General features: G+C 49.1%; 30 protein-coding genes. All 30 read right to left on the bottom strand.

The genetic code is table 11. The features are described 5' to 3' along the window. Positions 1–70 precede the first annotated feature (70 nt). The 30 genes from ABGT54_RS05990 to ABGT54_RS05845 all read right to left on the bottom strand — a co-directional run bounded on the left by ABGT54_RS05990 (position 71) and on the right by ABGT54_RS05845 (position 21,166). A complete protein-coding gene (locus ABGT54_RS05990; RefSeq protein ID WP_346663256.1) occupies positions 71–688 on the bottom strand; it encodes a bacteriophage Gp15 family protein in 618 nt (205 codons plus the stop codon). Further along, complete coding sequence (locus ABGT54_RS05985; RefSeq protein WP_346663255.1) at positions 688–1,056, bottom strand: DUF6673 family protein; 369 nt, start codon at positions 1,054–1,056, stop codon at positions 688–690. The genes ABGT54_RS05990 and ABGT54_RS05985 overlap by 1 nt, the downstream gene beginning before the upstream one ends. 77 nt (positions 1,057–1,133) lie before the next feature. Continuing rightward, positions 1,134–1,643 (bottom strand): hypothetical protein, encoded by a 510-nt coding sequence (locus ABGT54_RS05980; protein WP_346663254.1) that lies wholly within the window; start codon positions 1,641–1,643, stop codon positions 1,134–1,136. A 4-nt stretch (positions 1,644–1,647) separates the two neighbouring features. Next, complete coding sequence (locus ABGT54_RS05975) at positions 1,648–2,085, bottom strand: hypothetical protein (protein ID WP_346663253.1); 438 nt, start codon at positions 2,083–2,085, stop codon at positions 1,648–1,650. Between the two features lies 1 nt (position 2,086). Then, the gene (locus ABGT54_RS05970; protein ID WP_346663252.1) at positions 2,087–2,503 is read right to left on the bottom strand and encodes a minor capsid protein; all 417 of its coding nucleotides are present in this window, start codon (positions 2,501–2,503) and stop codon (positions 2,087–2,089) included. Then, positions 2,504–2,935: a DUF6751 family protein gene (locus ABGT54_RS05965; protein ID WP_346663251.1), complete on the bottom strand. Its 432-nt coding sequence runs from the start codon at positions 2,933–2,935 to the stop codon at positions 2,504–2,506. It abuts the gene before it with no gap. Beyond that, a complete protein-coding gene (locus ABGT54_RS05960) occupies positions 2,932–3,315 on the bottom strand; it encodes a hypothetical protein (RefSeq protein ID WP_346663250.1) in 384 nt (127 codons plus the stop codon). Before ABGT54_RS05960 ends, ABGT54_RS05965 begins: the two co-directional genes overlap by 4 nt. After that, positions 3,316–3,750, bottom strand: a complete 435-nt coding sequence (locus ABGT54_RS05955) for a hypothetical protein (protein ID WP_346663249.1) — start codon at positions 3,748–3,750, stop codon at positions 3,316–3,318. It abuts the gene before it with no gap. Positions 3,751–3,824: 74 nt separating this feature from the next. Beyond that, a complete protein-coding gene (locus ABGT54_RS05950; RefSeq protein WP_346663248.1) occupies positions 3,825–4,685 on the bottom strand; it encodes a hypothetical protein in 861 nt (286 codons plus the stop codon). A 6-nt stretch (positions 4,686–4,691) separates the two neighbouring features. Beyond that, positions 4,692–5,258 carry a phage scaffolding protein gene (locus ABGT54_RS05945; protein ID WP_346663247.1) on the bottom strand — a complete coding sequence of 189 codons (567 nt, stop codon included), beginning with the start codon at positions 5,256–5,258 and terminating at the stop codon, positions 4,692–4,694. Between the two features lie 148 nt (positions 5,259–5,406). Beyond that, a complete protein-coding gene (locus ABGT54_RS05940; protein ID WP_346663246.1) occupies positions 5,407–5,586 on the bottom strand; it encodes a hypothetical protein in 180 nt (59 codons plus the stop codon). Positions 5,587–5,796: 210 nt separating this feature from the next. Further along, a complete protein-coding gene (locus ABGT54_RS05935; protein ID WP_346663245.1) occupies positions 5,797–7,401 on the bottom strand; it encodes a phage minor capsid protein in 1,605 nt (534 codons plus the stop codon). Positions 7,402–7,411: 10 nt separating this feature from the next. Next, the gene (locus tag ABGT54_RS05930; protein ID WP_346663244.1) at positions 7,412–8,764 is read right to left on the bottom strand and encodes a phage capsid protein; all 1,353 of its coding nucleotides are present in this window, start codon (positions 8,762–8,764) and stop codon (positions 7,412–7,414) included. Next, positions 8,757–10,082, bottom strand: a complete 1,326-nt coding sequence (locus tag ABGT54_RS05925) for a terminase family protein (protein WP_346663243.1) — start codon at positions 10,080–10,082, stop codon at positions 8,757–8,759. The genes ABGT54_RS05930 and ABGT54_RS05925 overlap by 8 nt, the downstream gene beginning before the upstream one ends. Continuing rightward, positions 10,057–10,509 carry a hypothetical protein gene (locus ABGT54_RS05920; protein WP_346663242.1) on the bottom strand — a complete coding sequence of 151 codons (453 nt, stop codon included), beginning with the start codon at positions 10,507–10,509 and terminating at the stop codon, positions 10,057–10,059. The genes ABGT54_RS05925 and ABGT54_RS05920 overlap by 26 nt, the downstream gene beginning before the upstream one ends. Before the next feature lie 100 nt (positions 10,510–10,609). Beyond that, positions 10,610–11,068, bottom strand: a complete 459-nt coding sequence (locus ABGT54_RS05915; RefSeq protein WP_346663241.1) for a hypothetical protein — start codon at positions 11,066–11,068, stop codon at positions 10,610–10,612. Next, the gene (locus ABGT54_RS05910) at positions 11,043–11,225 is read right to left on the bottom strand and encodes a hypothetical protein (RefSeq protein ID WP_346663240.1); all 183 of its coding nucleotides are present in this window, start codon (positions 11,223–11,225) and stop codon (positions 11,043–11,045) included. The genes ABGT54_RS05915 and ABGT54_RS05910 overlap by 26 nt, the downstream gene beginning before the upstream one ends. Then, entirely contained in the window at positions 11,222–11,392 is a 171-nt protein-coding gene (locus ABGT54_RS05905; RefSeq protein WP_346663239.1) for a hypothetical protein, read from the bottom strand. Before ABGT54_RS05905 ends, ABGT54_RS05910 begins: the two co-directional genes overlap by 4 nt. Continuing rightward, the gene (locus ABGT54_RS05900) at positions 11,389–11,673 is read right to left on the bottom strand and encodes a hypothetical protein (protein ID WP_346663238.1); all 285 of its coding nucleotides are present in this window, start codon (positions 11,671–11,673) and stop codon (positions 11,389–11,391) included. The genes ABGT54_RS05905 and ABGT54_RS05900 overlap by 4 nt, the downstream gene beginning before the upstream one ends. Beyond that, positions 11,660–12,175, bottom strand: a complete 516-nt coding sequence (locus ABGT54_RS05895; protein WP_346663237.1) for a DUF551 domain-containing protein — start codon at positions 12,173–12,175, stop codon at positions 11,660–11,662. The genes ABGT54_RS05900 and ABGT54_RS05895 overlap by 14 nt, the downstream gene beginning before the upstream one ends. Positions 12,176–12,196: 21 nt before the next feature. Then, a complete protein-coding gene (locus ABGT54_RS05890; protein ID WP_346663236.1) occupies positions 12,197–12,538 on the bottom strand; it encodes a hypothetical protein in 342 nt (113 codons plus the stop codon). 26 nt (positions 12,539–12,564) lie between these two features. Then, positions 12,565–12,846 (bottom strand): hypothetical protein, encoded by a 282-nt coding sequence (locus ABGT54_RS05885; protein WP_346663235.1) that lies wholly within the window; start codon positions 12,844–12,846, stop codon positions 12,565–12,567. A gap of 23 nt (positions 12,847–12,869) precedes the next feature. Next, positions 12,870–13,109 (bottom strand): hypothetical protein, encoded by a 240-nt coding sequence (locus ABGT54_RS05880; RefSeq protein ID WP_346663234.1) that lies wholly within the window; start codon positions 13,107–13,109, stop codon positions 12,870–12,872. 1 nt (position 13,110) lies between these two features. Beyond that, complete coding sequence (locus ABGT54_RS05875; RefSeq protein WP_346663233.1) at positions 13,111–13,497, bottom strand: hypothetical protein; 387 nt, start codon at positions 13,495–13,497, stop codon at positions 13,111–13,113. A 294-nt stretch (positions 13,498–13,791) separates the two neighbouring features. Then, positions 13,792–14,112 carry a hypothetical protein gene (locus ABGT54_RS05870; RefSeq protein ID WP_346663232.1) on the bottom strand — a complete coding sequence of 107 codons (321 nt, stop codon included), beginning with the start codon at positions 14,110–14,112 and terminating at the stop codon, positions 13,792–13,794. Beyond that, positions 14,113–15,498, bottom strand: coding sequence for a DEAD/DEAH box helicase (locus ABGT54_RS05865; protein WP_346663231.1), 1,386 nt, complete (start codon positions 15,496–15,498; stop codon positions 14,113–14,115). It abuts the gene before it with no gap. Then, positions 15,488–15,775, bottom strand: coding sequence for a VRR-NUC domain-containing protein (locus ABGT54_RS05860; RefSeq protein ID WP_346663230.1), 288 nt, complete (start codon positions 15,773–15,775; stop codon positions 15,488–15,490). Before ABGT54_RS05860 ends, ABGT54_RS05865 begins: the two co-directional genes overlap by 11 nt. A gap of 280 nt (positions 15,776–16,055) precedes the next feature. Next, on the bottom strand, positions 16,056–18,467 hold the full coding sequence (locus ABGT54_RS05855) for a virulence-associated E family protein (RefSeq protein WP_346663229.1): 2,412 nt from the start codon (positions 18,465–18,467) through the stop codon (positions 16,056–16,058). An 11-nt stretch (positions 18,468–18,478) separates the two neighbouring features. Beyond that, positions 18,479–20,452, bottom strand: coding sequence for a DNA polymerase (locus ABGT54_RS05850; RefSeq protein ID WP_346663228.1), 1,974 nt, complete (start codon positions 20,450–20,452; stop codon positions 18,479–18,481). 108 nt (positions 20,453–20,560) lie between these two features. Then, on the bottom strand, positions 20,561–21,166 hold the full coding sequence (locus tag ABGT54_RS05845; protein ID WP_346663227.1) for a DUF2815 family protein: 606 nt from the start codon (positions 21,164–21,166) through the stop codon (positions 20,561–20,563).

Here is a 21,166-nt window from a genome sequence, read left to right as displayed (position 1 = left end):
AAAGACACAGCCTTTCACTGTGTCTCAATTGCATATTTTGAGGGTGACAGGAGCTTTACCCTGTCATTCCTTACCCTCTATTTTCAAACCTTTCTTTTACATAATCCTTCCAGCGCTGATTCCGCTGCTGGAGGGTCATCTTCTTAGTGCCTTTAATCTTGTAGATCTTCTTCATCTCATTGATGAAAGCACGGCGCTCTTTTGACATCCCGGACGTGCTTGCCTGGCGATAATACATGATCTTGCTCATCTTCGTTTCATCGCCCAAAGATTCAAACAGAGCCATAAATTTCCACCAATGCATAAACGTAACACTGGTCAGATCGATCCCGTACTGGTCCATAAACGCCGCATACACGTACGGTGCATCCTGCGTCAGCACGCAGGCCGGATCCTTTGACTTTCTCCGGATGTATCGGCGCTTTTTCTTTTCTTCATCTTCATTATCCAGGAGCTCCCCGCACCGGTAAAACCAGATGATCTTATCAATTGCCGCAGGAATATCTGGAGGAATGTTGTCCTTAAAATAAAGGACCAGCATCCTCTTGATCTTCTCCTGGTCTTCCAGTTCTGATCGGAGAATCCCGTCCAGTTTAATCCCGATCCGGAAGTCACACTGAATCGGATATTCCTTTCCATGAATCCGTACCGATTTAGGAAGATCTTCTGTCAGCAGGTCAAAATTCATTATTTCTCACCTTTTGCTTTCTTTGCATTTTCCCGGATCCGTTTGTTTCTTTCCCGGATGATCGGGCCTACCTGATCCGGATACATGGTCTGCATCTCTTCCAGGACATCCAGACAGGTCAGATAATCCGTCTCTTCGCCGAACACTTTTCTTGCAGCATCTGCGCCGAAAATGTCTCTTACATAATCGATGACAACCTGGCACTGCGCCCGGATGCCTTCCGATCCCATCAGCTCATCTTTCCTGCCAATCGCTTCGATCTGCAGTGTAGCATTCAGAAATCCCTCTTCTACTTTCTTCATGACAGCAGGGGAAAGAAGTGCAGCCTGCACTTCCGCCCCCTGGAGTTTTACAGTTATCATTTTCATATAACATCATTGCTCCTTCCCTATTTTCGCCTTGCCGATTTGCCCGCTGCCAATTAAGGCTAAATCGTCAGCGGGTTCTATTCCCCCGCCGCGTAAGTATACTCTGCCGGATTGGATCCGATCTTCCGGAACTCAATATCCACAGCAGAAGATTCTCCAGCGTTACCGGAACCATCAGAATTGATGATAATGGAGCACTGCCCCTTCTCACCTTTTCCCGTCAGCAGACAGAAATATACATAGTTTGTGACCACTGCATTTCCTGTGCCATACTTCATTGCATGGGACAGGCAGTAATCCTGTGCCGGATCTCCAACATAACGGTCACCGGTTACTGCAAATGATCTCTGTGTACCGGTCTTGGTTGTGCTCTGTCCAGCGCGGATATACTGCTTATCCTGTGTAACTGGATTTAACTGGGCATCCAATCCGGCGATTCCCATCTCCACAACCTCAAAATCTGCTTCCTGTGTTGGAGAATCCGCTGTAGGTGTCGTATCGATAGCAAACACATAATCGTCATTTGTTACCCAACCTTCGTAGTCGGCCTCCGGCGTATATCCCGCCATCAGTTCACTTAATTTCATATTCTTATCTCTCCTTTTCAAAATAAATAGCCCTGCACTGCAGCATATACTGGGCGATCATGTTCTCCCAGTCCACTGTGGCAAGGTTTGGCATGTTCTGTAAGTTTTCAAGTTTCTTTACCTGGCATTTGCCGCCAAAATCAGGATAGATTTTCTTTCTGTCCTGTTCATCTACCCAGTCCATAAATCCCTGGGAAAAGTTCATTGCCTCCAGGTTCAGGTCATCCGTGTCATCTGAAAACTTTTTGCTTATCACGATTGTAAAAGCATATTCCTTTTCTGCTCCGACACGGATATATTTCTTTCTGGTCTTCCCGGAGTAATTTGTCAGGAAAGAAATATTTCCTGCGCTCCCTGGAGACACATTGAAATTCAGAAGCCTTCCAGCCAGCTCTTCTACTTTCGGCGACATATAAGCCACCATTGCATCGTGCTTCGTCATATTATCGCCCTCCAACAAAGTTTTGTACAGCCTGCACATAATCATCCATCCTGGCTGCCTTCATAGCCTTCTCCCACTCGGAAGTAGCAAGCGGATGACGCGCAGTGCTGTAGTTTAGCCTTGTCCCGGTGACAACCTTGCTCTCTCCTTTTTCCGCCCAGGGGCTTCCGGTGATCCGGGACACCATCAGATAGCCTTCGTGCTGAAACCTTGCATAGGGAGAAAGATAATGTACCACACCGTGGTCATCTTCCACGTAGGTTCGCACGTTCCGGGAAAGCACCATGTTCCGTGCCGGAACATAGGGATCCATCAGCCTCTTAGCCTCCTGGGCCATAAAAAGTAATGTCCGCTTATTTCCAGTAGCTTCCCGGACGATCTGTGGGATCGGTTTGTTCCAGTGCATTTCTGTGCTCATTTAACCACCTACCCTATAGTGCTTTGACATTTTGTGAGAGGTGTTGTCGGAAAAGGCTGTCACTTTGAATGCGTCAGGCTTATATCTCTGCAGCAACTCTGTAGCTGTATTTGGGGACTCACCTGTGATCAAATCGTCACACTCACCCTTCACAACAATGTCACCCAGGCTGAATGTAAAATAGGATGATCTTGCAGCATCCGGCTTCTGCGCCCATTCACGGTACGGAATATAATTATCTGACTGCGGGATGCGGGCAGTGTAGACATTCTGCATCCTTGCCGTCTTATCACTGTCCACACGCCCGATCACATTCTTGTAATAGCAGTCATGCAGGACTGTTTTCTGCCAGATGTCTTTCATACTGCTCGAATTATCCTCTGCCCGCAAGCAGTTATATACCGTGATGGTATGGATATAATTTGGATTCATACGCACACCCCACAGTATAAAAGTCCGGTAGGAAGGAGCCACCGATTCAACATTTCTGTAATACTGTTATTTATGGCCTCCTGGCTCATATCAGCAGTATTATAAGTTCCACTGTCTCCGTCATTGCTATAGCTTTGCAGCGCCATACCAGTATCACCCTTTATAAGGTTACACTGGTACAGCTTTTCTGCAATTTCACAGCAACACATTTTCACATCATCTGGAAGCTCTTCCATTGTATCAGTCCGTGAAAAAGTATGTTCCCGTATTGTTCCGGTTGCCATCATGGACCAGTAAGGAAATTCTTTATCTGGTATTTTGGGATCTCTGCCGTTTAGGAAATCTCCCTTGTAAAATGTAATATCTGCATATGGTTCCATTTAAGAAACAACTCCTCTTGCCTTTAGCTGGGCGATCACTTCATTTACCTTTGCTGCAATGGACGGGGCGTCTGCTGACTCCGGAGACTCAAGAGCAGCAAGCGCTGAAGCGCTGCCTGTAAGTCCAGCTCCAGGATCTCCCTTCTCGCCCGGATCTCCCTTCTCGCCCGGATCTCCCTTTGCACCTGGCTCGCCTTTTAGGTTTTTAAATGCAAAGGAAAAGACTTTTGCCGTATCCGGTCCAGTCGCTTCAACTGTTACTTCCGGCGTTCCTGTATTTGCATCTACTGTTGCCGTCGGAGTTCCAAAGCCAGCAGCAGCACCGGGATCTCCTGCCGGTCCTGTCTGCTCATTTTTGACACCCTGCTCCAATTTGTTCATCTTATCTGCAGTAATAACATCTCCGTCGCTCCAAGTTGTCGGTTCATAACTCATTCTTTATTGCTCCTTCCCTATTTTCGCCTTGCCGATTTGCCCGCTGCCAATCAAGGCTAAATCGTCAGCGGGTTCTATTCCCCCGCTACTGTATGAGCATAGATACCGTCTTTCTTGTTATCATAGCACTCGGTAATACCGACCGTACGATAGCCGAACTTCCAGGCATCTGCATCCTGGTTCTGATCAGGAGTAATGATCTTGGATACTGTATGCTTCTGATACTGAATAGCCGCCTGCTTATCTACGATCAGGAAGTTAAGATCAAGGCCTCCGGATGCCTTCGCAAATCCACCAGCACCGCTTCCTGTCAGTGTGATTTTGTTGAAAAACCGTCCCTTCGGTACCTTTACAATGCCAGCAAATCCTTCCATAGCCTTTTTAGATGCCGTAGTATCCAGATCTTCGATCATACCAAGTACTGTCGGATTGATGAACAGATAACACGTTGCCAGGTTGGCTTCTGCATTCTCGATCTGTCCTCTCGCTGCCCGGAGAGCTGACAGGGCTGCTTTTCCATCAGACAGATTTGCACTTGCAGTTGTAATGCCGGAAATCTGTGCATAGGTCGCAAATCTCCACGCATCAATCTCAGGAACAACTTTTGTCCGAAGAAACTCCCCAGATAACCGTCCAAAAGCGACGCCTGCAGATTCGATGTTGTCCATTGCGTCAATCGTGAACATACGGCCGCGGTCATATCCGCATTTCTTGGTCTCGTACTCCAGGGTTACATCGCCGGCCACATATCCGGTCTGCTTATTGTAATCCGCAAGTCCCTGCATATCCATCTTCGGAATCAGGATCTCATTAGCGTTTGCTCCCTCCCGGACAAGTTCATTCGGTCCGTCCAGAACGGAAGATAAAGATGATAATTTATACACCTCATCCAGCAGTGTAGAATACTGTTTTCTTAATGCAATACTGTTTGCCATTGTTTATTAGTCTCCTTTCTTTTCTGCGGGAAGTCCCATTGCTGCGCGAAGCGTTGCTGTGCTCACGTCAAGGCCCTTGTCCCCTTCCGGATTGTTTGTGGGACCAACCGGGTTCCTGAATGGTTCATCAGCACCAAACAGATAAGCGTCAGACTCTTTAGCCGCGTCCAGTGCCTTCTTGATATCCTCTGTCTGGTCCTTAGACCCTTTTAATGCATCAATGTCCAGCAGCCCACGGATAGCCTTCGCGTTACGGCCGCCAGCAGCCACGATTGCCTTATCGAGAGTATCGTTGAAAAGACGCTCTGCTTCCTTTGCAGCATACTCATCATCCTTTGCCTTCAGATCATTCCGAAGCTGTTCGATTGTAGCCTGCATTTCCTCCGGCTTAACATCTTTAAACTTGTCCAGCTCCGCCGTCGCCGTGTCAAGCTGGGCCTTGTAATTGTCCCTCTCGCCTTCTGCCTTCTTCACCTTTGCATTAGCCGCCTCAATATCCGCACCGTTCCAGTCCATAATCTTATCAACGGTTTCTTTTTCCAGCCCAAGGTCTTCCAAATCTTTTCTTTTCATGTTACAATTCCTTCCTTTCATCTACGCTTTTTACGAGGTCGCACCTCTGATTTCAAGTAAGTCCAGACTGTTTTACGCCTAATCTGCTGGCATAAAAATAAGACGCATAACCCTGCGCCTCAAGGGAGATACCTGGATCACCGCCTCTCTATTCATCACTTACAATTTTAATCAAATCAACCACAGCTCTTAAAACCTCCTTTAGCTTTTCGTTTTGTTTTGCACCTCTTTGATATCCACGTTCTTCCGATTCGGCGATCATACACTCCAATTCTGCTTTCGTCATAATGATTTCCGCATCTTTTCCGTGATACTCTTTTTCAAGCATTAACTATCATCTCCTAAAAATGAGTATAAAAATACCACCGGCCTTCCTGGCTGGTGGTATTGACAATTCATATTATTCAGTAAAAAAGAAGTCTCCGGCTGGAGCGTCACTCCCAGCATCTCTTTTGCCCATTGCATTAAGCATGTGGCGCATGACGACGCACTTTTCACCTCGAAGACCTCTTTTTATTGTACTCAAATTATAACAAAATCATTCCTTTTTGTAAAGAACCGTCTTATTTTTCAAAGTCTTTCTCCATGTTGTATCCCCGATGCGCCAAAATGTCATAATGGAATTTTTATACTCTTCCGGATCGCCTTGTACTTTGATGCGAAGAACCAGTTTAAACTTTTCTCCCCGCTCTTCGATTCCTTTCAAAACAACGGCAGTATTGGGCTTATTAGCCTCAATAATAAAATCCGGATCATTGATAATATCTGGAATGTAACTATAAAACCTCTCATAGTCATTCGGATGTCTTTCTTTAATATGTTCTATCCTCTCATCCGTAATGATAACCTCATCCGTTACGATATCCTCCGTGATACATTTGTAAATATCACGGTTTATTTTGCCCACTGAATGCACTTCGATATTCTCTTTCGTACCCGATAAATTCATTATTCCAGATCTGGCTCTTTTTTCAATGGATTTCCCCGTGACCTTTCCCAGTCCATCCATATACACCCGGTCTATCTGTTGCGGCATATTCATCGCCTTTGAGAATGATACATATTCATTCATGGTGGTGCGATACCTTGTCTGTGCAGCCAGAATATCAAGGGAGTTACCGCCGCCCTCTTTCAAGAGCACAATGTCCTGCCTTTGTTTCCGCATTGTCAGTTCCATCTTCCGTTGCTTCTGCAGCGCAGTATACGCAGTATATTCCTTTCCGCGATAACTTCTCGGCATATTTTCTTCTTGAATCATTGCATCCAGCTGCTCATCCGTATAGTTCCGGACGGATATGCCACGGATAAATGGCTCATACCAATGATAACAGTGAATACCACACAGCCCCGTCACAGTCCCCAAGCCACATATAAAAAGCAGTTCCTGGTAACTGTATATCCTGCCCTGCCACCATTGATGGGTAGGCCTGGCGCCCATGTGATAAGAGACCTCATAATCATCAGTCCCCAATTCTGCTGCAGTCTGTTCATTCATGTACCGGGTGATTTGGGAAAACCCGGTCATAAGCGCTGTTCTGGTTGCCGACTCTATCCGGTATGATCTGCCAGATGCATAGTCTACTGTCCGCAGGCCGCTCCTGGTCATCTCTTTTACAGCCCGGTTCAATGCCGATGTATAATCAAATGCACCTGTAGCAATGCCCAGGATTGCATTGTCTAATGTCTGCTGATAGTATTCTGCTATGGGTAGGAACTCTGTCTTTCCGCCTTTCTGAACCGTAAATCCCAAGCTCTGCGATATGTTTTTGAAGGTACTGTCTGTCTGCGTCATTGTTGCTGCAATGACTGCCTGAATTGCCGTGTGATTTCCAAACGGTGTCTGCTCCATTCCCATCTGCTGATACAATGAACCAAACTTGTTATACTCACTTTCTGGAACATCCCGAAAGATCCGATCCATCTCTTCTGCCGATGCCTTTAAATAGGTCTGTATCTCTTCCCGAATATACTGATCGGCAAGCCCCAGCTGCCGAAGCCTTTGGATCTGGTATTCTGCGGTAGATGTCATGCCTTCATTTGCCTTGATCCGGCGGACGATATCAAGCATGATATCCTGTTCCAGCTTTGCCGCAGCCTTTTCCATCGTGATGGTAAGCTTTTCGATATCGCCCTGTGTCATCATTTCATATCACCTACTCTATGACATCTGCCTGCTGTGCAACCATCTTCTTGGCTGTTGCCTCGTCTTCGTTGTACCATTTTGCACGGTACTCCCACGGCTGCATAAATCCAGCGGCCACATCCGCTCGATCCTGCTGGCGTTCCGTCTCCTCATCGACAAGAATAGAATCCTTAAAGTCACAGCTGAACTCGTACCCGGAATTATACAATCCATTGTAAAAGGCAAGGCCAGCAACCAAATCTGTCAGGCAATCTTTAAGATTGTTCTGAATTGAGGTCACCCGGTTAAACTTCCGGGTCTTCGATGTCTTGACTTCTGTGGCTGTTTTCGCAACTTCCTGCACGTCAGACAGGTCCCCATATGCAAGGCCGACATTGAACTCTATCTCCCTCTTATATTCCTCGAGACCACGCTTGTATGCATCGTCTCGCATTGACGGAGAGTATTCTTTAAACAGTTCCCTGTCCTTTCCATCTTCCAAATTAAGGCCACGGTACAACCTGCGATTCAGTTTCGCCACACCAAGCCTTCCCGTCTTCTTGTCAGCCTTCAGAGCCCTGTCATCAACATGGATCGCCCGCTCCCCGGATTCATATTCCCAGTCGAGCCTGGCTCCCTGAATGTCCGCTTTCTTGATCAACTCTTTTGCGGATTCAAAAATAGATACCCCGCATGCAGATCCATCAACTTTGTTCTTGATCGGGTTTCTATAATAGCCAAAGTCCATCTGGTTCATTCCCGGATAAGTAACCGGGCCGGGATTGATATCTGCCCATTCTTCCACGCTTTCCAAACTGCACTGCTGCCCGATATCAGACGGGTCCTGAGAATGATAGCATTTGTTTTCGATTGTCAGATTGCCATTCACAAAATAATGTCTCTCGAACCGAGTGTAATAATCATTCTGCCCCATCCTTTTTATTGTCAGAAAGCCGATATCTGTTGGTTTTCCATCGTCTCCAAATGTGATCGGGATAAACTTATCGGCTGTGATATACTCTGCTTTGTTTTCGCCGATCGGCTTTATCACAAGGGATCCCAGGCCCAGACCATCCTGAAGGTTTTCATTCAGATCTGCTATGGACTTTTGATAAATCTTGTCCAGCTTCTCAATGCTGACATTAGACTCCATCTCGATCAGCACAGCATCTGCAAATTCCCTGCAGATTCCATCCTCTATCTTCAACGATCGGACATAATCAGTAATCCAGTCCGCTTGTCCGGTCATCATTGCTTTCCATTCATTGATTGCTCCTATCATCTGTTCTGATAGAGTAACATCTTTTCCTACAATATTTTTCAGAGTTGTATATCCAAACATCCGCATCAACCCTCTCCATATTTTTCTAAATCCATCAAACATCATCCACCTCCTGGATCAGATACTTCATGTCACGCTCGATGGTATATTCAAAAGCGTCCAGACTATCGATGTCAGTGCTGCCATCGTCCAGACGCTCATCTTTGTCTTTTTCTTGATTCCAAACAGCATCTGTAAAGGCTGCCTGCAGGGATCCGCAATCTTCTGTCATCCAAAAACGGCCAGCGCCCATAAGCCGGATCGTACAGTGTATCCGATCGTTAATAGGCTTTTTCCTGGCCGGTTTCACAGACATCCAGGGAAACCTTTTCTCCACAGCATTCCGAATGGAATTTCCAAGAACCGTCTCGGCATTATCCCAAAACGTCGACTCGGCATTGCAATATTCCACATAGCTCCCATGTTTTACTATCACACCATATTTATCGATAACTTCCTGGACAAAATCGCAAAACAGCTTGTCCAGCATGTTGCTGTCAATGTCCTCTGTCTCGTCCTTTGCCATGATACGCTTGGATGCCAGTGCGATCACATCCCTATAATCATCCGTATATCCTCTGGCACAGAAAGCATGACCTGACTTGTTCCCTCCAAAGTCGATTGAAAACTCAATCGATACGATATCCTCTTTCCGGAACTGTTTTCGTTCTGCAGCAAGATCCAGCTTATCCAAAATCTCACACCGGAATCCCTCTGGATTATCTGCAAATCTCTTATAGATTGCTCCTTCGGCCCGTTTCCATAGTCCAAGTATCAGGCGATCATAATAGATTGTACCCTCATACTCTTTACAAAGGTTTTCTACAAATTCCGGATCAAGATATGGGTTATCAAAAATTGTGTATGTCTGCAGATAAATATCCAGGTCCGGATTATCCAGGAACTCTTTCAGCCAATGTGTCGGGTGTTCTGGATTGCAGGATCCATCGAAACAACTGTATGGCTTATCCATACGAGACTTAAGCATCTGGAATACTTCCTTGTTCCATTTCGCAATCTCATCACCGTAACAGTATTTGATCGATGATCCCTGAATCTTTGCCACCTGGCTGACCTTTTCAGCACCAAGGCAGTATACATCTTCGCCACAGATGCGCGCCACATTCCGGTTATTGATCGTCCCGATCAGCTTATCCGTATAGATCTCTCGCATTGGCTGCAGGACATTTCTCTCAATGGATTCTTTTGACACGCCAAGGATAACATTTAGCCCCGGCTTGCCAGCCCGCTCTCTGATCCGAAATGGAATCATATATGCTGTATCTACAAACGACTTCCCCGATCGGACAGCCCCGGACTTGATATTCCATCTATGCGTTGCATTTAGGATATACTCATTCTGCTTGCTGCTTAATTGCACTATCACGCATCTCCTTCAATATGCTGTCCAGTTTATCCAAGGCTTCTTCCGTTTCATTTTCTCCTGTGACGGCCTGCTTCCTGGCTTTCTTCAGTTCGGTGTCTGCCTCTCGGTTCCTTCTGTTCTCTTCCGGTTCCGGAGACTGGCCAGAATACTTTGCTACAAAAGTGGCTGCTTTCGTACTGCCAAGCATAGCTTGTTTGATCTGGGCCATGAGCATGGCAGACTCAAGGGTGCAGTCAACACCCAGAGTCTCCAGCATCGGCTTCCATTCCGGGCTGTCTATTTCCACCGTCAGAAGCATGTTCAGCGTCTTCCGGAAGTCCGCTTTCCGACGCCTGGCTGCCCCGCTGGCTTTTCCTCCAGCTCTTCCGCGCTCTCTTGCTTCGCTCTTGGTTCGCACCGGTTTTAAGTTCTGATCATTCAATCGTCACCACCTTCATTCTGGTATGTTATCTGCAAAAGAGGAGCACCTCTCCGTCTGGTGAAGTGCTCCTCTTGTCTTTCTTTTCGATGATACCATATTATCACACGTCAATAGGACATTCTAGGACATCTTTTGGAAGCTCAAAATGAGCCAAGGCCTTGCCATGCAACCTTGTAATATGTCTCTGTGAATATTTCATCTTCTCCGCAATCTCCCACCAGTCAAGGCCTTTTATGTACCGGTAGAACAGCACGTCCTTCTCATTTTCACTGCGAAGCTTTTTAATTTGCCCGGCAATCTGCTGATAGGTCTTAATTCGCAGGTATCGTTCATCAATAAGCTCCTGAATCATCTGATCCAGGTCTGCCGCGTATTCAGACAGGTCCCCCTGCCCGCCACTTCCGTGCGGCATCCCGTCATTATCCTTCGCCGATGGGTTCATCTTCATCGTGCGAAGCTCCTCTATCTCGGCGTTAATCCGGCGGATGCGCCGCACATGGACCAGATAGCTCCGGAGATATTCTTTTTTCTTTTCATTCTCGGTTTTCATTGATTCCATTGGTATCATCCTCCCCTATTCCGTATTTCCCGACCAGGTATTCCAGCACGGATTTATTGTCATCTTCCAGGATGTCCGCCGGCACCGGATCCGATCCGCGCAACTCACCGGACTGGATCCCGGATATCAGCCTGTCGATCAGATCCCGGACTGTCATGACCGCCCCTCCATCTGCTGTCCCTGTTCCCGGATCATTCCCCTGGCCTGGTATGCCGGCCGCCGGAAGCGCTCCTTTGCCTTCTTGCTGACCGGCAGTTCCTCCAGCCCTTCATAGTGTCTCTGCTGATCTGCTCTCATTTCCTTCCTGTCTCTGCGTTCCTTCACTGCAGCACCTCCTCGTCAAGATATATGATGCCGTATGCTTTACCGTCTGCACATTTCCACAATTCGATGTCACCGGCGTACTGAAAGACCGTTTCATCTTCCTGGATCACGGTCAGCAGCATGTCATCCTGTCTCTGCACTGTGTTGATCACCAGGGGCTCTGGCTCGGCTGGCTTTGTTTGTTCTGGCTCTGCAGCTGCCCATCCGATTATGACGGCACATACGATCACGATCATAGCCAGAAGGCCGGCAAATGCTTTGTGCATGTTATTCTTTTTCATTGATTGCCTCCTCTCTCTGATACGGCTCCGGCAACGGCATCCAAGCTGTCACTTTATCTTTAAAATATTCCCATCCATGTTTTATTTCTGGGTCATATACATCTGTGTCAACGACAACACAACACTCTTTTCTTTTGTCCCATCCTGGTTTTCTTACCGGCACACAGGCCGTCACCAATACTGGCGCAAGTTCTTCCGGCAGCCGCTCATCCACCGGAATCCAGATGTCATTATCTCGTGATGATCTCGCGATTTCCGCAGCATTTTCACAAGATAAGTTCTTATAGAAATAATCTCTGTATCTTTCGTCACTATGCTTACAGCCCTTTATCTCCTCCCAGTCGCATACTTTTCCATCACGTGCATCACACATACTGCATAACATAATCGGGAATCCGCAATACGGACAATATAGTTCATATCCATCATTTTCCACATCCCACTGCACTGTCACCTCATTCTGACAATGCGGACACATTTCAGTTACTTCAGTCGTTTTCATTTCTGATCTTCCCCCTACCTGTCAGTTCAAAATCGGTACTCCACAATCAGAATCCTTTCTGTTTGCGAAATAACTTGCCCCATCTGGCAGAGGATAATATCCCCCTCCAGCAAAACCGATTATTCCAGATATGTCTCTTGCCATACCTCCGCAAAATGGGCACTGTATGACAAATGGTGATGGTTTATGATTTTCTCCAGGCTCTTCAATCCCTTTTTCTAAATACATACTCCATCTTCTGTCGCACCGTTCACATCCATACACCATTCTCCCGTGTACTAATATTTCAGTGTTATATTCCACTGTGTTATATCTGTGATGCCGTTTTAATCCTCTTTTTATTCTTCTCATTGCGCTACTCATATCTCCGTCCTCCTGTAAATGTCAGTTTAACTTTCTGCATACTTGTCAAGCAATTCTCTTGCTTTTTCTATCCCAATGTAATTGATCATTTCTTCAAATATGTCGTCCAGGAAATACACTGGTGTTTTTTTATCCGGCTCTTCCCATTCGTCCCCGGAGCAATCAAATACGATTGCAAACTTGTATCCCTCGCCTCCATATCGGCGGAATAATTCGTCTTGTATTTTTTGTGGATTTGCGTCTTTCCCGCTTATCCATATTGGGTAGCTTCCGTATCTATCCGTTTTCTCATCCTCGTATACTTTCATTTGCATCCTCCCTCCACTAAATCCTAATTTTCTTCACCACTACTCAACAGCAGGTCAAACAGCTCTGCCAGCTTACACTCATCACAGATTTGATCTGTTTCTGTCTGCGACCTGCACCGTCCGGGATACTTGCAATACTCATCACAACAGATCTGTGGGATGTCATCCATGTCCTCGATCTTGGCCAACTTCTCCATCGCTCCGGGAAGCAGCGACTTATCCTTAATCACCGCTACCCCGGCATGATATTCTGTGTATCTCATATCAATCATTCCTCCTGATCGTCAGCTCCAGCCCTATATCCTCTTTGAGGTCATCAATGATCTCCTGCCATGTTACATAGTCGTCCATCAGGCACTCTGCCTTCAGGTTTAACCGGTTTATGAACCGGCTGATCCGTTTCTTTCCGAACTCGAACTCATCCCGGAGAGTGGCCGCGCTTAAGACGGTGATCGTATCGATCGTCATTTCCTTAATCTTTACACTTGCCTGATCAAGTTCTTTCTTCGCCAGCGCCGTATGTATCCCGGTAAGGTTCCGGAAATGTATCTCCTTCTCCAGCGCTTCCACTCCGTCTTCTTTGACAATTTTCAGCGCCAGGAGAAGCCCGTCATCCCGGCCGGCCATATATTCACTCATTTTCTTTCCCATTGTTCTTTACCTGCCTCTTTTTCGATTTGGGTGCCCCCTTGATATACTTGTCGCAGTCTTCCACACTGCAGTCTCTGATATGCTGCGTTATATCTGCATAGTCGCAGCCGGCGCCATTCGTTTTCAGTGTGCCGGTCGCCCTGTACACACAAGTCCGGCATGCATGCCGGTCCTGATTCCATCCTGGTTTTTTCTGTGTCTTTGCATGGATCCAGTAGTACACTGTGTTGTATTTTGCCCCGATCCGATCTGCGATTTCTTTTACCGATATCCCTTTATCAAACAGCTCCAGGGCTAATTCCTTTTTTTGATTTTCCGGCCGGAGGTTGTTCTGTCTCCGGCCTCGTGAGGGGGGGGCAAAAGTTCACCCTTCATAGAATCTTTTTCATCCATGGCGTCCTGATCAGATCCATGGACCATATCCTCTACAGCCTGCCGAAACTCCGGATCTTCCACGGCCGGAACATCCACTAGATAGCGGGTATCCTCCTCTGACAGGATCGCTTCAATGGATTCCACTGCCATTGACCCATCTTCAAATTCAGTCAGCACATTAACCTTTCTTCCGCTCAGGAAAGCTTTGATTGCTTCCGCTCTCGACTTCTCAACTAACACTTATTTTCCCTCCTTGATTGCTTTAATCCTTGCCTTTAGGCTCTGCATTACCCAACCCTGCACATCATCCTTCCGTTGCAGGGCATCCATCACATCTTCATCCCGGGTGCCGCTGCAGATCAGATGGTGGACGATCACCTTCTCCTGCTGGCCCTGCCGATGCAGACGTTTGTTGGCCTGAGTGTACAGTTCATAGTTCCAGGTAAGGCCGAACCAGACCACGTGGTTTCCGCCCTGCTGCAGGTTCAATCCGTAAGCACTGCTGGCCGGATGGGTCAACAGGACGTCAATCTTCCCAGCGTTCCAGTCATCCTCATCCTGTGTCGTTTTCAGCTCCCTTACCCTAAGTTTCATCTTCTCCAAAGCTTTCAGCATCCGGATCCGGTCATGCTGGAAATTGTAAAACACCAGTGCCGGCTTTCCCTGCAGGGATTCGATCAGCTCCAGGAACGCCTCGATCTTGCAGTTGTGGATCTCGTGGTACTGCCGGTCCTCATCATAGATGGCCCCGTTGCCCAGCTGCAGGAGTTTATTGCTTAAGGCTGCCGCGCTGGCTACGCTGATCTCCTCCTCATCCTCCGGCAGCTCCAGCACCATCTTTCTCTCCAGCTCCAGGTATGCTTTCTTAGCTTTCGGATCCAGTTCCACCGGGATCTCATGATAAGTGATGTCCGGCAGCTGCAGGTAATCCTCCGCCTTCATGGAGATGCAGATGTCGGATATCTTCTGCAAGATGCTCTCCTGTGTCCCCGGCTTTGCCTCATAGCTGTACACCATGCCGTCAGGCCCTCTCCTGTCCGGCTGGAAGTACCGTTCCCGGAACTGGGTATACCGTTTCCCCAGGCGTTCGCCTCCGTCCAGGAGATACACCTGCGCCCAGAGATCTTCCAGGCCATTGGGGGAAGGGGTACCCGTCAGCTCCACCATCCGGCTGATCAGCCCGCCTACACTAGCCAGCGCCTTGAAGCGCTTTGCCTTATGGCTCTTAAAACTGCTGCTTTCATCCACGATCACCATATCAAACGGCCAGGCGTTCCGATAGTAATCCACCAGCCACACCACATTCTCTCGGTTGATGATGTACAGATCCGCCGGCGTGTTCAGCGCCCGGATCCGTTTCGCCTGGCTGCCAAGCACCTGGGAAACCCGCAGCATCCGAGTATGATCCCATTTATCTTTTTCTTTCGTCCAGGTACCCTCGGCCACCTTCTTCGGGGCGATCACCAAAACTTTCCGCACCTCAAACCGGTTATACTTCAAGTCCTTCACGGCTGTCAGCGTCGTCACTGTCTTGCCAAGGCCCATATCGAGGAATAATCCAAGTTTTGGGATCTCTTCGATCTTCCGGATGCAGTGTGCCTGATAGGCATGCGGTTTAAACTCCATTTTTCTGACACTCCTCTAAAAAATCTTTTACCTGTTCCCACCCGTACAGCACCAGGACATCCTGCCCCAGGTCCTTGAGCCTGCTGATCTGTACTTGCTGCAGCGCCGTCAGCCTTCCGGACTCTGTCTTCAGTTCCACGAACACCGGCGCCCTTCCTGGAAGGATCACGATCCTGTCAGGCACCCCATTGTTTCCCGGGCTTACCCACTTATAGGCTTTCCCTCCCAGATTTTTCACACCTGCAACCAGCCGCTTTTCAATCTCTTTTTCTCTCACTTTTCAGCCCTCCTTTTCTCGCGCGCGTAACGCGCGTTATAGACTTCCTAATTAGGGCGTATAGGGCGTATATATATACCCCTAACTATTACTTTTTAGTACTCTATATAAAGTTGGTTTACATGGTTTACATATACTTGTAAACGTTGATTTTTAGGGCTTTTTTCCGTAAACTTTTATGTAAACTTTCCCGTAAACGTAAACCAGCACGATTTTTCGCCTAAGTTTACAAGTTTACACCTTTTTCCTATAAAGTTTACGGGTAAGTTTACGCTTTGGTTTACGCCCGTTCAAATCCTTTCTGTGTCCCATAGAACCCATACCTCCTCACACTTTTGTTTCTTTTCCATCCCTTAATGTTCCCTAAAATACTGTTGATCTCCGTGCTGTCTTGTCTCTTCATAAATTTGGGATCTCCATTAAAACACTCCTGCCATATCTCCACGGCACAGACCTTTTCCCGGTCTACCAGCGCCTCCTCCGCCGGAAGTTTCAGCGTCCCGCTCCAGAACTGCCGGCGCCGCATCAGGTCATAGCTGTCCCACTCTGAAGGGATCCTTTTTTCCAGGAATTCCCGGATGATCCCTTCCTTTGCGTGGGATTCCCTGTGGATCTCCTGCTGTTCCTCTGCCAGGGCTTCTGCTTCTTTTGACAGATACAGCGGCTCCCCCAGCACCCAGTAGCAGTATGCCTCTGCCCAGATCTGGTCTACTTCTCCCGGAAGGTCATTCCATATAGACTTTTTAGGCTTATGTACCCCGACATCTACCGGCCAGAACCGCCGGTTCCCTGTAGAGTCCTTCAGAAATTCACTGTCGTTGGATGTCCCGAAGAACACGCAGCGCCGGGGATATTTATTCGTCTGGCGCCCATAGGCCGCCCGGTAAATGTCGTGCGTCTTGCTTAAAAACTGCTTTACGGCACTGGTCTCCTGCTTCGTCATGGCCGTCAGCTCCCCGACCTCGTTGATCCAGGTCCCCTGGATCAACTCTGCCGCTTCCTTCCCTTCAAACGTCGTCATTGAGTCTGAAAACCAGTCCCTGCCCAGTGTGGCAAGGAAGGTGCTTTTCCCGATGCCCTGCGGCCCGGTAAAGATCGGCATATAATCATACTTCACTCCTCCTGTTACCGCACGGGCTACTGCGGCACACAAGGACTTCCGGATCACTGACCGGCTGTATAGGTTATTATCCGCGCCCAGATAGTCTATAAGAAGGGTATCCAGGCGCTTCACGCCGTCCCATTTCAGCCCCGTCAGATATTCTTTTACATCATTGATCCGGTTCTGGCTGCTGACGATCAGAAGGCCACTGTCCAGCTTCTCACGCCCGGTAATGCCGTAGAATGTCTCCATGTACCGGTAGAACCCGGCATAGTCCACATCTGTCCAGCGCCGCTTCTCTGTCCGCTGATCCCAGGGCATTGCCCCCAGCACCATCCCGCAACTGGCGAACTCGTCCGTCACAATCTTTCCCTTTAAAAGGGGGTCGTTCTCCAGGACCATGGTCACGTTGCTGATCGTCTTCTCAATCTTTCCGCCGCCGTCCCTGGTAAGGTTCCGGATCCACTCCAGGTCGATCTCATCTGTTTTAAGCGCATCCCCGGCCGGCTGCTGGGTGTTAAATACTTCCTTTGCCTCCTCGTACCTCTCTTTGATCATCAGGCCGGATACGCCATAATCCTCTTTGGCCAGTTTCGACATGGCTGCAAATGACGGAAGCCGATTTGTCGGCGTGTCTTCCTTGGCCTCCCGATCCAGGTCGCTGAACTTATGGAGCCGCACCAGGTCAAAGGCGTTGACCAGCTGTCCGGAGCATGGGTCTGTAGCGTGGTGGGAGTACAGGAACAGATCGCCGTCATAGACGATGGCTCCGCCTGTAGTGGATCCACCGGTATAGGTGTACCTGCCAGGCACATCTGTCGGTTCATACATCCCTGGGATGAAATGCTCCATTGCCGCGGTAATGCTGTATGTACGGCAGAACGCCCCCACAAGGTTCTTTTTCGTAGTCGGGTCTTCCTGCCTGGCCAGCCGCCGTTTCTGGATTGCATCGCTCCCCGGAACCTGCGGCCACTCGGAGATATCTTTCCAATCCTGGTACATCCCCAGGAGCCCGTCCAGGCTGCAGAAAGGGCGGTCATAGACCTCGGATATGAACTCCCCGTCCTTACAGCAGCTCGGCCAGTACATCAGCCGGCAGGGGTCAAAAGTAGTCGGGTCACAGAACTCCATCCCGATCAGGGACGCTGCCTTCCGGGCAGCCGGCTCATACTCGTCTGCCGTGGCTGTACGGTCTAACGGAAGGATCACTCGGAGCCTGGGTGCATAGCCGGCATGTTTCCGCGTGCTGTACACAGCCGCGGCGCATCCCAGCCCCGACACACGTTTTAAAATGTCTTCCGTCTGTCCGGCAGGGATGTTATCCAGATCCAGGGTCAGAAGATCTCTCCCCTGGACATATGCGCTCTTTCTCCGGTCATTCTCAAAATAGCCCCCTACGAAGCCGCCTACATCTTTAAGTTCTGCCTGCCGGTTCTTTGGCAGCGCCAGGTATTCCTCCAATGTTTCCGTACTGCGAACCGGGACTTTTAATTTTTCCGTAAACTCGGACCACAGCATTTCACTTTTCGGCCAATAGATGGCTTTCCGGCTCCCTGCCGTACTGATCATTAGTTTTCGGTTGTACTGCATCTGTAGTCCTCCTAATCTTTCATGTAGTAACTTCCCTCAAATCCCGCGCCTTTCAGGATAAGCCCCGGCGCCCAAGAAATAGGCTGTGCCATCAGCTCACAGATCTGATCCACGGTCACATCCATCGGGGCATCAATGATCACTTCATCGTGTACGTGGAATACCACCTGCAGCCCCAGGGCATGGATCCGGGATAGTGTTTCCGCCAGGCAGTCCCGGGCAATAGCCTGGACAATGTTCTCTGTCATCTTCCCGCCATATGTGGACGTCACTTCCCACTTATGGCTCTGCTGTCCTACCGTATAATAGTGGATGGCCATCTTCCCGAACTGGTTTTCCTGCAGGAAGGGCTTGGGACAAAAAAGCTTCCTGCCGCTTGGCAGCTGCACGGTCAAAAAAGACTGCCCATAGATCAGATCCCCTTCCAGGCGGAAGATCAGACCCCGGATCGCCTGGGGCTGCGCCGTGTGCATCGTCTGCAGTGCAGCCTCTTCCACGGCATACCACAGATCCCGGATCCTCGGGTTCGCCCCTCTCCATCTGGACACGATGTCCGGAAGTTCATCCTCTGTAAGCCCCATGTTCAGCGCTCCCATCGAAATCAGCGCTTGAGTGCCCCCCTGGTACCCGAGCGCAAGCGTGGCGACCTTCCCTTTTTGGCGTAGGGCGTACTCCGGATTTCCTTTCACGATCTTCTCGATCGGCACATGGAACATCTGGGAAGCGGTCGCTTCATAGATCTTTCCGTGAGTGGCAAACACTTCATTCACCCACTGTTCCCCGGCCAGCCAGGCGATCACCCGGGCTTCGATGGCCGAGAAGTCTGCCACTACGAATTTCTGTCCCTCCGACGGGATAAACGCTGTCCGGATCAGCTGGGAGAGCGTATCCGGGACATTCCCATATAACGCCTTCACTGCCGCATAATTCTTCTGCTTCACCAGATTCCTGGCAATGTCCAATGTCTTCAGGTAGTTCCGGGGAAGGTTCTGCATCTGTACCAGCCTGCCGGCCCATCTTCCCGTCCGGTTGGCACCGTAAAACTGGGTCAGCCCCCGGATCCGGTCATCCCCGCACTTTGCGGCGGCCATAGCCGCATATTTCTTTACAGACGTTTTTCCCAGCTGCTGGCGGATCTCCAGTACCCTCCGCACCCTGTTTGGGATATCTTCCTTTTCCAGCATCTCTGCAACAGTCGCTTTCTGCAGGTTGGGCAACGTCACCCCTTCCTGCTCCAGCCATCCAAGGAGTTGTACAGGGCTGTTTGGATTGGACAATCCAGTAACCCGGACAGCCTCTTCCGTCAGCTCCTGTGTACTGACAGCATCGATCGTCAGGGCTCCCTGCACCAGATCCGTATCTACCTTTACGCCAAAAGCGTTCATCATGACGTCCATTCTCCACTGTTTCCATTCCTCTTCCGGCACCGGGAACTGGTTCAATCGTCTTGAGATTTCCTGTTCTGTCACCACATCCTGGCCATTGTATTCCTTAAACAGATTCCATTTTTCTAAGTCATGTTTTGGGAGATTCCAGTTTCGGCCCCCATTAGCCTTTGTCGGCTTGCAGGGTACGCAGAAATATCGGATCAGCGCCTTCCCGGTTGTCAGCTTTCTTTTATCCTGTGGAAGCCCCAGGGCTTTCCCGGAAGCTTCCAGACTGGCCGGATACCCACAGTACATGGAATGGATCATGGTACATTTCCACTGATCGAGCGGAGTCTGGATCCCGTACTGGTTCAGGCAGAACCATTCAAAGGCAGCGTTATATGCGTGCTTAACCCAGGAAGGGTCCTGCAGGACACGCAGGATTTTCTCCGGGATCTTTTCCCCGTTTGCCAAATCCACCACCGTAACGTCCGTATCAGCTGTCTTATAAGCAAACAGCAGGACGTCAAAATCCGGATCCAGGGCGTACCGGTACAGCCCGGTCTCTCCGATATTTGCAGAACTTTTTGTTTCTATGTCAATGTTGATATGTTTCATCCGTCTCTCCTGTCTGTCAGGAAGGGCTTCCCAGATTTATCCCCTTCCAGCCCCCATTGAGCTTTCCTTGCTGCCATTCCAACCTCATCGTCTGACAGGGGTCCTGTATTACATCGGCAGCCCTGTGATCGGATTGATCGCCGCCGACTGCTGTGGTGCCGGTTGAGGCGCACCGAAGGCCTGTGCTGCTGTTGGCGCACTTCCTCCCAGCGCTTCTCCGTCCCGGACTTTTTTCACCGGGCCAAGACCGCAGCCGATTCCCTTTTTCCCTCCAAACATGTACGGGTAGAACTCTACGTTCACCATAGCGTATACGCCACTATACATTTCTGACTGGTTGATCATCGGATTGCCATTCTGATCCACAACCTCCGGCGGGTAATCCGCCTTTGCGCTGGCTGTAAAAACCCAGTGCCCTTTACACTCCGGGCCGAAGGGCATCCCGTCAGACGGCCGGACGCCGTCCCCATCATGCACGGGATGCGGCACGATCGGAGGGCATACCCCGTTCCATTTCCCGCTGATCCCTTTCTGCTTGGCCGCTTCGATAGCGGCATCGATCCGGGCTTTGGTCGCTGTATCGGACTTGGGTACAAGGATTGTACAGCTGTATTTCTCCTCTGCTCCCGGCTGTTGTGCATGAGGCTTAAACAGATGTACATAAGACAGCCTTGCCTCGCCAGTAGTTACATTTGTGATATCTCCAAAACTCAT

Origin of the sequence: uncultured Merdimonas sp., assembly GCF_963929015.1 — a bacterium.
Taxonomy (GTDB): Bacteria; Bacillota; Clostridia; order Lachnospirales; family Lachnospiraceae; genus Merdimonas.
Note: the sequence above shows the minus strand (reverse complement) of the source record. Positions and strands in the feature narration are given on the sequence as shown.